Origin of the sequence: Maribellus sp. YY47 (assembly GCF_023111095.1) — a bacterium.
In the GTDB taxonomy this organism is placed as follows: Bacteria; Bacteroidota; Bacteroidia; order Bacteroidales; family Prolixibacteraceae; genus Draconibacterium.
This window is the reverse complement of record NZ_JALGYW010000010.1, coordinates 1-13,188: the sequence shown is the minus strand read 5'-3', so window position 1 is coordinate 13,188 and position 13,188 is coordinate 1. Positions and strand designations below refer to the sequence as shown.

General features: G+C 39.9%; 6 protein-coding genes. 5 read left to right on the top strand and 1 reads right to left on the bottom strand.

Annotated elements, in window-relative coordinates:
• Positions 1–64 precede the first annotated feature (64 nt).
• Positions 65–4,096 carry a hybrid sensor histidine kinase/response regulator transcription factor gene (locus MR764_RS09735; protein WP_247979225.1) on the bottom strand — a complete coding sequence of 1,344 codons (4,032 nt, stop codon included), beginning with the start codon at positions 4,094–4,096 and terminating at the stop codon, positions 65–67.
• A gap of 223 nt (positions 4,097–4,319) precedes the next feature.
• On the opposite strand from MR764_RS09735, the gene MR764_RS09730 reads away from it, so the two are divergent.
• The 5 genes from MR764_RS09730 to MR764_RS09710 all read left to right on the top strand — a co-directional run bounded on the left by MR764_RS09730 (position 4,320) and on the right by MR764_RS09710 (position 13,035).
• Complete coding sequence (locus MR764_RS09730) at positions 4,320–5,645, top strand: IPT/TIG domain-containing protein (RefSeq protein ID WP_247979224.1); 1,326 nt, start codon at positions 4,320–4,322, stop codon at positions 5,643–5,645.
• A gap of 83 nt (positions 5,646–5,728) precedes the next feature.
• Positions 5,729–8,821 carry a TonB-dependent receptor gene (locus tag MR764_RS09725; RefSeq protein ID WP_247979223.1) on the top strand — a complete coding sequence of 1,031 codons (3,093 nt, stop codon included), beginning with the start codon at positions 5,729–5,731 and terminating at the stop codon, positions 8,819–8,821.
• A 43-nt stretch (positions 8,822–8,864) separates the two neighbouring features.
• Positions 8,865–10,976 (top strand): RagB/SusD family nutrient uptake outer membrane protein, encoded by a 2,112-nt coding sequence (locus MR764_RS09720; protein ID WP_247979222.1) that lies wholly within the window; start codon positions 8,865–8,867, stop codon positions 10,974–10,976.
• 26 nt (positions 10,977–11,002) lie between these two features.
• On the top strand, positions 11,003–11,932 hold the full coding sequence (locus tag MR764_RS09715) for a DUF4361 domain-containing protein (RefSeq protein ID WP_247979221.1): 930 nt from the start codon (positions 11,003–11,005) through the stop codon (positions 11,930–11,932).
• Positions 11,933–11,976: 44 nt separating this feature from the next.
• Positions 11,977–13,035 carry a carbohydrate-binding protein gene (locus MR764_RS09710; protein WP_247979220.1) on the top strand — a complete coding sequence of 353 codons (1,059 nt, stop codon included), beginning with the start codon at positions 11,977–11,979 and terminating at the stop codon, positions 13,033–13,035.
• The last annotated feature ends 153 nt before the right edge of the window (positions 13,036–13,188 follow it).

The window sequence follows — 13,188 nt, the reverse complement described above, 5'->3', positions numbered from 1 at the left end:
ATCACAAGCTATTTCGCTTATACATCACCAAAATTTATGGTATATTAATTTCAGCAGTTCAGAACTAATTCCCCTTGTAATCTTTGGGAGACACACCGAATTGTTTTTTAAATAGTTTGGAAAAATGCGGATAAAAATTGAAGCCCGTATTCGTTGCAATATCAGCCAACGAAAAAGATCCCTCGTGAATCATTTCTGCTGCACGTTTGAGGCGATAGGTTCTGAAAAAATCGCTGGGGGATATGCCACAAAGTCCTCTTATTTTCCGATAAAAACCAGTCCTGCTATAGCCTAATTCCCTTGCAATATGATTAATGTTCAGTTCAGGATTTGCCAACTCATTTTCAAGCATTTGAATGAGTTTATCCATAAACCGCTGATCAATAGCGGTCAACTTAACTGAATTACCGGCTGGATTGATCGACCGAAGTTGTGGACTGGAAAAATAACTACGAAGCTGATCGCGAACGGCTAATAAATTCTTTATGGTAAGCAACAAATAATCGATATTAAAAGGTTTGCATATGTATGCATTAGCTCCTTCTTCTAATCCTTTTAGTTGTTCTTCGAACGTACTTTTTGCAGTTAGTAACACAACCGGAATGTGACTGAATTGCTGAGTTTTTTTCACTTTCTCACATAGCTCATACCCCGATAAACCAGGCATTAGAATATCGCTGACAATTAAATCAGGACACTCTTTCTGAACCAGACGCCATGCATTATCTCCGTCTAATGCTGTAATCACCCGGTATTTCTCTTCAAGTAAATCCCGAATAAAATCCAGCAATTCAACGTTGTCCTCCGCCACTAATATTGTGTGGTGTTTTTCAGGTTGGAAAGCTTTCCCTTTCTTTGAAAGAGAGATCAAAGGAGGAATATCTTGGTCGCTTTTCTCACTTGATGATATTTTTTTGTCATGGGTGTAAACATCTTCCAACGGAAGTATGAACGAAAATATCATACCTCCTTCCGGTCTTACGTCCGCTTTAATGGCCCCCAAATGTGTCTCAATTAACCTTTTAGTATAATGCAACCCAATGCCGCTGCCACTGTAATCCGGTTTCATCCCTCCCGGACCCTTAACCTGCTTATATCGAATAAACAAATCCTGAATCTTGTCTTGCGGCACTCCCGGGCCGTTATCGATCACCACTATTTCCAAATAAGTCTGATTCCCAAAAGAATATTGAAGCAATGCATCCTGTTCGCTTAGTTCTCGGGTTACAATTTCAATTTTACCTTTTCCGGGAGTAAACTTTACAGCATTCGACAACAAATTATACAAAACTTTCTCAATAATATCGGGATCTATCCAAAGTTGAAGAACAGGCTTATGCGGAGAAAAGCTCCACGATATTTGCTTGGCAGTTGCACTATGATAAAAAATTTCTTCGACTCTGCGAACAAATGCGATTACATCTATCTGTTGTACTTTCAGACTTAGCATCCCCTCTTCCAGTCGATTAAAATCCAATAGCTGATTAATCAACCGGAGCATGCTTTGAACATTTCGGGATATTGTATTTAAAAGATGCCTACTTTGCTGATCTACAGAAACCGTCTTCATAAGTTTCTCCAGCGGCGCAGAAATCAATGTCAGTGGTGTTCTTAATTCATGCGAGATATCGGCATAAAAATTCATTTTCATCTTTGCTATCTGGGCCTCTCTTTCTCGCTCCTGGTGTTCCGTCTCTAAATTGTGCTTATTAATCCGCGTCCTTAGGGCAAGTTTAAAAATAAAATACACCAACGCTAAAAATAAAACGATATAGCTGGCCCACGCGCCATTTGAAAACCATGGAGCAGATTTTACACTAATTTCCAGGGTTGCCGGTGTTTGACTCTCGATCCCCTCTCCGTTTATCGCTTTTACTTTAAAATTATAAGTTCCTGGTTTCAAATTTGAATAACTTGCCCTCCTAAAGCTCCCCACATAATTCCAGCTTTTATCAAAACCTTCGAGCATATAGACATATTTCAATTTGTTGGGAAACAGATAATCAATACCGGAATAATCAATAGAAATCAACGTTTGGTTGTGGTTAAGAACAATCTTTTTGACAAAGGGAAGCGCATGCGAAATGACAGAACCAGTAGAAGGCTCGACGCTCTTATTGAATATTTTCAAATCAGTAAGATGAATTCGGGGTGGCAACCGATTAGGCATGTCGGTCTTCGGATCGAAAAAAGTTAAGCCGTGATTACCGGCAAAAAAAATACGTCCATCGGAATGTTTTAACGCGACTTTTTCATGATACTGATTTCCAAGGGTACCATCACTGCTAAAATAATTCACAAAAGTAGTATCAGATTGTCTCAACATCGAAAGACCAAAGGAAGTACTTATCCATATATTCCCTTCATCGTCTTCTTCGAAACTAAGCGCATCGTTACTCGGCAATCCTTGTTTTTTATCAAAAGCGCGATAATGCCTTCCGTCCGCCGATATGCATAATAATCCTGCACCATAGCTTCCCATCCATACCCGATTCTTCGAATCCTCAAATAATGCGATACACGCACCACTCACTCTTTGATTTTCTTCGTTTTCATTTATAAATGGTTTTGTAGTGAAATCAACAGGATCAATTATATACGTATTATCTCCGTACGATGAGAAAAGCAATTTCCCCGATTCCAACGGACAAATATTTGTTATGCCTCCTTCCGTGATTAATTCAGGTTCGAGGGAAGGTTCTTCTACTTTAATACGATACAAGCCGTGCATCGAACAAAGCCATAAATTCCCCATTAAATCCTCTTTCATGAATCCGACCCATTTAAAATTCTTCTCTGCCACTTTTTGCAGGCGCCCATCCGGCAAAATCCTTGCTATTACCAGATAATTTGTTAATCCCATCCAAAGTCTTCCATGTGAATCAATGCAAAGAGATTCTATCAACTCCTCATCATTCGGGAACAAATCGGAATTATGTGCAGTATAAACCGTATGTTTTCCTGACACTGAATAGCAGTGAAGACCATCATAACGTGTTGCAACCCACAAGCCTCCTTCTTTGTCCTCTGCTATTTGATTGACAAATTTGTCTTTAAAAATATCACTGAGAGACTGATCAGAATTAAAGTGATCCAAACTACGATTCCAAACCGTGAATCCTCTATCGAATGAACCAATCCATACATTCTCGTCTTTATCAACAAAACAGGAAAGTAGCTGAGATGACCTGATGGCGGTTCGCGGATTTAGTTCCTGCTGCGACAGAGTCTGAGAAAAGATGTCGTAAAGAAATAGTCCTTGAGAATCCGTCCCTATTATAAGTTTTAGCGGGCTTATGTCTTTAATAAAATTAATTTGAGCGTGACTTAATAACCCGTTCTTCTTAATTGAAATGGGAGTATCTTCGAATCTTTTCTGCTTCGGATCGAAAATCACAATTCCCTGTTCAGTTCCCAGCCACCAGGAGCCCTGCTGATCCTCGTATTTACATCTTACTTTCCGTTCTTCCGGTAAAGAAAAATAATTCCAATCTCCTTCATTCAATTGTACCGCTAATCCGGGATTTTCATCTAATCCCATCCATAATCTTTGACAATTATCTTCCCAAAGCTGGTTAATATACTTTCCGGCTGTTGATGGAAATAAATTTAGTTGACGTCCAATAGTATCAATTATAAAAGCACCGGGAGCAGCAACAGCCCAAACATTCTTATGGTGGTCCTCAAAAAAAGAAAAGATGTTATGAGACAACTCAGATTCAGTTCCCCGGAAATGTATAAAATGGTCTGATTCAAAATCATACAAATCGACACCGCTTGGCGTTCCAATCCATAACCGATCAGAGGAATCAAGAAAAAGAGTTCTGACGAAATCACTGTTTACAGAATTGGAGTCATTTGCATCATTATAATACTGCACATATTCATATCCATTGTAACGATTCAATCCATTCGGCGTAGCAATCCACATATACCCTAGCGGATCCTGACAAAACGCCTTTATATTGAGATTGGAAACCTGGAAAGATTGCAAAGGATTATGTACTGTATTATTTGATTGAGAGAAAACATTCTGAACAATACAGAAGCAAAAAATCCAAGTAAAACTAATTCGGTGAATTTGGTTACTTAGCATAATAGGCGTTAGTTTAGTCGCCCCAAAATAAGAAAATTAAACGACTTTAAGTCCTGTTCATCCTGTCTTATTTAACATGAACAGAATATATAATAAAATGAACAGAATTTGCAAATAGACAAGAAAGTGGTCAGTACTTATAAATATTTGGATGATATTACAGCTCCCCCAACAACAGTCCACTTTTATTTTTGAGACCGATAAACCTATCAAATTAAAATTTATGAAAAGACCACTTCTTGTGAGTACCATACGAGGACTTTTTGTGCCAGTATGCGTATCATTAATTTTCTTATTTTCATGTAACGACAAGGATGATGGAATCGAGGGAGGCAAACCCTATGATCCAACAAAACCTGTTGTTCTAAATACTTTCTATCCTGATTCTGGAAAATATCAGGAAAAAGTAATTCTAACCGGAGAAAATTTCGGAACCGATCCTGAAAGCATTCGGGTGTACTTTAACAACAAACAGGCCGCTGTAATCGGTGCAACTGGTACGGATGTATACGTACAGGCACCACGTTTACCCGGTGACACCTGTACCATTTCGATTGCTGTAGGAAACGATTCTCTTTCGTATGATCACAAATTCATTTATGAAACTTCGGTAACTGTTACAACTATTGCCGGAAATGGAAACGGCTATGATTACGAGGATGGAGACTTAAGTACTGCGATCTTAAAACCCCGTTATCTTTGTACCGATAATGAAGATAACATTTTTGTTATCGTTTGGAATGAAGACCGATCGACGTATGCTATCGCGCGAATTGACGAAGAAGCGAACGAGTTGGTAACGATCGCTAAAGGCGTTGTTGCAAACGTTCCCTGTGTCGCCCCCGAAACCGGAATTATAACTTTTGCTACGGAAACAACGATTGGATCGTTTTACACACTTGATCCGAAAGAATTTTGGGCACCACGTTTCAGGGAAATGAAATTTGCCGACAAAAATAATATGCCTGAAAACGGGTGGAAACACTCAATGGTAGTAAATCCGGAAGACGGGTACATTTATACACGTTATTATTACGGAGAAATAGTAAGAATTAACCCCAAAACCTATGACGCAGAAGTAATTTATAAAACAGATATAGGTGACAGTTACGGATTAACATTCAATCCTACGAAACCGAACATCCTATACATGTCTTTCTGGAGTAATGCATTAGGGAATGCAAACAGTATCTGCAGCATTGATGTAACTGATCCTGAAAATTCATTCACAAAGCTGAGTGGTTCAACCAGTGGCGGACACCGGGACGGCCCAATAGCTGTATCTCAATTTAAAGATCCGGCGCAAATTTTCTGTGATGCCGACGGGAACATGTATGTAGCAGATTGTAGCAATCATGTGATCAGAAGAATCACTCCCGATGATTTAGTCGAAACCGTTTTAGGTATGCCTGGTGTTTCCGGATGGAAAGACGGAACCAAAGAAGATGCACTATTCAACGGGCCAAGAGGCATTGGCATTAGTAAAGATGGGTCGGTTTACGTTGCTGATTATGGAAACAGCCGTGTTCGAAAACTCTCAATCAACTAAAGCTCGGGGCCGCATAATGAAGAAAGGCATTCTGAACTGCTTCATTTAAAGCCCGACAAATAACCAAAATTAAATTAAAGTAAATGAAACATATAACATGTTTATTATGGATTTTGCTATCCATAAACTTTATCCTTTCAGCACAAACAAAGGATAATTTTACCATCCAGGGTACCGTTTACGATGAAACAGACGCGCCACTTCCTGGCGTCACCATTTATCTCAGAGATAAAATCAGTATCGGAACAATTTCAGATAGCGATGGAAAATTCAGTTTAAAAGTAACACGGGGAGACATGATTGTTTTCTCGTTCATAGGGTATAAAAAAGTGGAATACCTTGTTACCGAAGCTAAAACAAATTTAAAAATCAATATCTCCGAATCGGAGCAAGAACTCGACGAGGTTGTGGTTGTTGGACTTGGAAGTCAACGAAAAATATCAACTGTAGCTTCTGTTACCAGTATTGATGTAAAGGAACTTCAACAACCTACTGCATCCGTTGCTAACCTTTTAGGAGGTAGGGCTGCAGGTGTTATTTCCATGCAAACCAGTGGAGAACCTGGCAAGAACATTTCTGAGTTCTGGATTAGAGGTATCGGAACATTTGGGGCAAATGCCAGTGCTCTTGTATTGATTGATGGTTTAGAAGGAGATATTAACTCCATTGACCCGGCGGATATTGAAAGTTTTTCGATATTAAAAGACGCGTCAGCAACTGCCGTTTATGGTGTTCGCGGGGCTAATGGTGTTGTACTAATCACAACCAAAAGAGGAGAAGCCGGGAAACTGAAAATAACCGGAAGATTCAATAGTACGCTCTCTCAAATAAAAAGAACTCCAAACTATTTAAGAGCCTATGATTATGCCTTACTTGCCAACGAAGCAAGAGAAGTGAGAGGAGAATCTCCGATCTATTCTGACGTTGAGTTAAATATTATTCAAAAAGGAATGGATCCAGATATTTACCCGGATGTTTCGTGGCAGGATGAAGTACTACGAGATATTTCTTTTAAACAAAGCTATTACGTCAGTGCACGTGGTGGAGCCCAGGTTGCCCGTTATTTCCTTAGCGTGGGTGGAAGTAAAGAGACAGCAGCATATAAATTTGATGAAAGCAGTCCTTATGCCAACAACGTAGGATACAGTACCTACTCATACCGGGCAAACATTGACCTCGAATTATCTCCTACAACCAATCTTTATTTTGGTACTGATGGTTTTCTATCGGTTCAGAACAATCCTGGTGTAGCCAGTACCGACTATATATGGCAGGCTCAGTCTCAACTTAATCCATTGTTACTTCCGGTTACCTACTCAAATGGCCAGCTACCTGCCTCTTCAAGTGGACAGTCGCAAGTGTCTCCTATTGTAATGATTAATAATATGGGAAGAAGGACCAACCAGGAATACAATGGAAAAGTTACTTTGGAATTAAAACAGGATCTGTCAAAATTATTGGATGGATTAAAGTTCAGAATTCAGGGAGCATACGATATTAACAGTTACTTCAACGAACAAAGAACTATACAACCAGCACTTTATCAAGCCGTAGGCAGGACTCAGCAAGGGGAATTAATTACAATAGAAAGAGTTCAGCAGGGAACCGTTAATTATGGAAAAAGTACGAACCAATACCGAAAATACCACTTTGAAAGTACGGTAAATTACGACAAAAACTTTGGAGAGCATAACGTCTCAGGATTGCTTTACTTCTACCTCAGTGATGAAAAAACAGCTAGTGTTGGTGTGAATAATCTTAGCGCAATTCCAATCAGATACGAGGGTTTATCAAGCCGCTTAACCTATGGGTACAAGGACATCTACATGGTAGATTTCAACTTTGGATATACCGGTTCCGAAAATTTCCAGCCCGGAAAGCAATTTGGTTTCTTTCCGTCAATCGCTTTGGGTTGGGTTCCCACCACCTATCAATACGTAAAAGACAACATGCCCTGGCTTAATTTCTTAAAATTCAGAGCATCATACGGATCAGTGGGTAATGACAGAATTAGTTCCCGCAGGTTCCCATACTTAACGCTGGTAAATACATCGAATGTCAGCCCGTGGGGTTCAGTAAGTGTAGAAGGAGTAACCGAATCAACTGTGGGTGCCGACAACCTTGAATGGGAAAAAGCTGTAAAAACTGACTTTGGTATAGAAGGACGACTTTTTGATGAAAAAGTTGTGTTTGTTGTTGACATCTTTAATGATCAACGTAACGGAATTTTCATGCAAAGGGTACAAGTGCCAGGTTATGCCGGATTAGTGACGATGCCATATGGAAACGTAGGGAAAATGAAAAGTTACGGTGCCGATGGTAGCCTCAGTTATACGTATGAGATCAACAAGGATATGAGTATTACTGCACGTGGTAACTTTACCTATTCAAAAAATGATGTGGAAAACTGGGAAGAAGCCAATCCTAAATACCCTTATCAGGAAGTTTCAGGCTACCCGTATGGAACAATACGTGGCTACCATGCTATTGGCTTGTTCAAAGACATGGACGATGTAGAGAACAGTCCGGCACAATTTGGCACAGTGATGCCCGGAGATATAAAATACCGTGACGTCAACGGAGATGGTAAAATTGACTCAGATGACAAAACGCCGTTATCATACAGTAGTTATCCTTTATTAATGTATGGTTTTGGAGGAGAGTTCAGATACAAAAACCTAACGTTTGGTGTATTATTTAAAGGAACGGGCAAAACAGATTACTTCCATGTCGGATATAACGGCAACGGAACCGGATATGTTCCATTTTACAGCGGAGTATACGGAAACGTGCTTGACATTGCAGCCGATCCAAAAAACAGATGGATTCCGATGGAATACGCTATAAAAAACGGTATTGATCCGGCGCTGGCAGAAAATCCAAACGCTCGCTTTCCACGCTTAACATATGGATACAACGAGAATAACTCTCAACTCTCTGATTTCTGGAAAGGAGATTCACGTTATTTGCGACTTCAGGAGGTAACGATAAATTACAGCCTTAAAAGTGATGCACTAAGAAAGTTACATATCTCATCCATTGATCTACAATTTGTTGGCAACAACCTTTATGTATGGGATAAAGTAAAATTGTTCGACCCCGAACAAGCATATTACAACGGAAACGTCTATCCGATACCGAGTACTTACGCATTCCAGATGTACATTAACCTTTAATAAGGTTGTTTTTACCATCAAAAATGAATTCAAGATATCAACTATGAATAACTTATTTAGAATAAATAATATGGAGACCGGAACAAAGTTCAATGTGTCTCACCAAAAACCGGAATCTGCAGAAAAGGGAGATAATTGTCATTTGAAAAGAAGAAAAATCTCAAGGTATTCTTTACCCGGTATTTTTCTCATTCTTTTCTTCTCGATCACATCCTGCAGTGATTTCCTCAGTATCGATAACTACTTTAGCGATGAACTAAAGCTGGATTCTATATTTGCGCAAACCAGATATGTTGAAGCCTACATGTGGGCCACTTCAGCATTGTTTCCCGATGAAGGTAATTTGTTTAACGGCAACCATACTCCCGGGCCACTGGCCACCGATGAAGCCTTTACAGGTTTTCTCACTCGATATAGCTATAACGGGATGCGATTTGTTTTAGGAGAGATTACTGCTGGAAGCATGTACTCTTTTAACACCTGGGATACCTATTATAAAATCATCAGAAAATGTAACACAATTTTTGCCAGAATAGACGAAGCAAAGGATATGACAACGAAAGAACGCTTCGAGATCCTTGGAACTACCCGTTTTATCAGAGCTTACGCCTATTACAACATTATCGTTGATTTTGGACCACCTATTTTACTGGAAGATGAAATTGTTGAATCAAATGAACCTCTTTCCTATTACGACCGCGAAAGAAGCACATACGACGAAGCGATGGAATACATTTGTAGCGAACTGGAAACCGCTGCCGATTTTTTACCGGCATCAACTGCTATTATGGATTTTGGCCGTCCGACGAAAGGAGCAGCATACGGTTTGGTAGCACGTTTAAGATTAATCCATGCCAGTCCGCTCTACAATGGAGGTGACGTTGCCCGTTCGGTTTTTGGTGGTTGGAAACGAGAATCTGATGGAGCAGACTATATATCCCAATCTTATGATGAAAAACGCTGGGCGGTTGCTGCTGCTGCTGCAAAAAGAGTAATGGATCTGGAATCTGCAGGAGGAATAATGTATCGTTTACATACTGTTGAAGCAGATGCTGATACTCCTCCGCTACCGGAAGGTGTTACCAGCGATCCCAATTATTACAAAACCTGGCCTGAGGGTGCTGCCGGAATCGATCCTCTTAGATCGTATTCCGAAATGTTTACCGGAGAGTCTGTTATTGCCACTAATCCAGAATACGTTTGGGGAAGAAAAAGTGGAGCTACGGTATCAAATACACAAATGTCATTTCCTCAAAAATTAAGTGGGTGGAACGGATTGTGTGTAACCCAAAAGGTTGTAGATGCATATTCGATGATCGATGGCCGTTCTATCAGCAACTCCAGTACAGAATATCCTTACTCTGAAAGCGGATTTTCCAGCGGTGTGCAAACATTTTCGGGATACAGACTGAACGCAGGAGTAAGTAATATGTATGTAAATCGTGAAATGCGTTTCTATGCATCAGTTGGTTTTAGTGAATGCTATTGGCCAATGACATCATCAACATCGTCGGGGTACTACAACCAGACCATTGCTTATTACTATGACTCTCCTAACGGAAAAGGAGGTGTTAGCAGCCCGAACGACTTCCCGATTACAGGTTATGTTATCAAAAAATTCATCCACCCATCTGATTCATGGGGGGGCACTAATGCCAGAAGAATGGATAAAGCCTTCCCGATTATCCGTTACTCTGAAATATTGTTGTCGTATGCAGAAGCATTGAACAACCTGACTAGCAGTTATACGATTGAAACCGGCGATCAATCGCAAACCTTTCAAAGAGATCCGGAGGAAATTAAAAACGCGTTTAACCCGATTCGTTATCGGGCTGGCTTGCCCGGTATAACCGGAACTGAAGATGCACAAACCATTCAAAATCTTATTGAAAAAGAAAGAATGGTGGAATTCTTATTCGAAAATCGTCGTTATTACGATGTGAGGCGCTGGGGCATCTACGAAGAAACGGAGAGTGAACCAATTAAAGGGATGAACGTGGAAGGCAGTAAAGATGTATATTACAATAAAGTAATACCCAACACCTCCCGAATAGGAGCTCGTATCGTCAACAAAAGGCTGACTTTGCTACCCATACCCCTCAACGAGGTTAGAATTATTCCATCATTGTCTCAAAATCCCGGATGGGAGCAATAGTTAACAAATCAATAAAATAAAAGAACATGAAATATACCTATATTGGCTTGACAATCTTCGCTTTCATCTTTGGATTATACAGCTGCAATGAAGATGAAGTGTTCGAAAAAGAACAATACAAAAATGTATTTGCTCTGGTAAGTGAAAGTGACAATGTGGCGATTAAGTACCATAAGCTGGGCGAAGAATCAACTGGTTTTGTAGCTGCATCTTTAGGCGGCACCAATCCGACACAAAAAGATATCGTAGTGAACCTGGTCGAAGACGAGTCTTTAATTGATGCTTATAACAAAACCAACTTCGACGTTGATGTATCAAAATACGCTCGCCCTCTTCCTAAAGATAAATATGATATCGACAGTTATCAGTTTACCATTCCTAAAGGAGAAATTAATGGAAAGTTACCGCTTCGTATCCGCCCCGACGGATTATCCCCTGACACCACCTATTTTATTTCCCTATTGGTCAATTCTTTTGACAATTACGAAATAAATCCGGAGAAAAACTTCGTTTTATACAGCGTAAAATTAAAGAACTACTGGGCCAAGGGGAATGGCAGCACCATGTATAACATGAGGGGTAAACTAAGGCAAGAAGGAACAACAGCTGAAATTGAAATGCCCGGTACAAAAATCATCCAGCCACTCAGCACAAACCGTGTAAGAATTATGGCGGGAAATGAGACCTATGAATCAGATATTACCGTGTTTAACAATGAAGCCATTATTCTGGAAATTAGCGACGATAATAAAGTTACGATTTCACCGTACAAAAACATTGAAGTCGAACAAATCGACGGAGATTCGGAATTTCCCAATATCTTTTTTGTGGAAAACGACGGTTTTAAAACATATAAAACCTTCCTGCTACATTATCGCTATCGCATTAGTACCGTAACCTACTATATTAAAGAAGAATTGCGCCTCGAGTTCAACGAAGAAGACGAAAATTATTAAGGCTTCTTATAACTCCATTTATAAAAAATCGAAATAATACAAAAATGACAAATAATCTAATAAAATATAGCTCCTGGATATTCTTATTGATCTCCATCTGGGGATGTGACGATTATGAAAGAACTGGAGTGGAAGAAAGCATTTATATTAATAAGAGCTCTCTCTCTATGTTTGTTGGCGACCAGGATCAACTCACTGTGAGTCCCACTGAAGGCAAATACAGTTGGGAAAGTGAAGATCCGTCTGTTGCAACGGTAAACAATGGTCTTGTTGAAGCAGTTGGAGAAGGTACAACAAATATAATTGCAAGCAACGGAACTATCCAAACGAAAGTTTCGGTTGATGCCGTAATCAGGATTCCACTTACCGACGTTTCTCTTAGTGAATACTACATCGAAATGTCTCCCGGCGATGTTAAGAATATCTTAGTAACCCTTATTCCCGAGGATGCAAATGATATTCCCGGGTCGTCCTGGATATCGGAGAACATAGATATTGCAACTGTTACTGATGCAGGAGAGATTACTGCTATTACACATGGCGTTACTAATGTGATTTTCAGAATCGGTGATTTTGAAAAAATCATTGTGATTGATATTCCCAAAACACGTCCATTTAATGGACCTCATGTCCTTTCGGCTATGGCTCAGTGTCTTATCAATGCCGCCGATTTTGACCTCGGAGGAGCAGAAAACGCTTTCCACGATAATGCCTCAGGAGATAGCTCAGGACAAGGAGGGAATTATCGCAGACAAGGAGGAGACACTCAAAGTGATGATGTTGACGTGGAAGGATTTGGAGCAAATGTTGGCTGGACTGGCCCCGGTGAATGGTTACTTTACACTATTAATGTAGAAGACGAAGGTGAATACTTGTTAGAAGTACAAACTGCCGTTCCCGGATCTGGAAGTTTCCACCTCGAAGTCGATGGTGTGAACGTTACGAATACTGTTGCTGTTCCAAACACAGACGGTTGGGGTTCTTTTGTATGGCATCCAACACCAGGGATACCAATCAACTTAACCAGCGGAAAGCATCTGATAAAATACTATTTTGAAGGTGGCCATAATTTCCGTGCATTTCGTTTCACCTTCAATCAATAACTTATGTAAACAAGACTTTGCATAACTATTTGACTAGTCCTAAATAAGCGTTACAGATTATTGGACTAAGTTAATAGATTCACAGACCGTTTCAAAGCTAGCTTTGAAACGGTCTGTTCTTTTATAGCTTTTAATTTTAATGGTATCTTGTTT

Coding starts and splice junctions, on each gene's coding strand:
- MR764_RS09735 (WP_247979225.1), bottom strand. CDS start 4,096: ATGCTAAGTAACCAAATTCACCGAATTAGTTTTACTTGGATTTTTTGC.
- MR764_RS09730 (WP_247979224.1), top strand. CDS start 4,320: ATGAAAAGACCACTTCTTGTGAGTACCATACGAGGACTTTTTGTGCCA.
- MR764_RS09725 (WP_247979223.1), top strand. CDS start 5,729: ATGAAACATATAACATGTTTATTATGGATTTTGCTATCCATAAACTTT.
- MR764_RS09720 (WP_247979222.1), top strand. CDS start 8,865: ATGAATAACTTATTTAGAATAAATAATATGGAGACCGGAACAAAGTTC.
- MR764_RS09715 (WP_247979221.1), top strand. CDS start 11,003: ATGAAATATACCTATATTGGCTTGACAATCTTCGCTTTCATCTTTGGA.
- MR764_RS09710 (WP_247979220.1), top strand. CDS start 11,977: ATGACAAATAATCTAATAAAATATAGCTCCTGGATATTCTTATTGATC.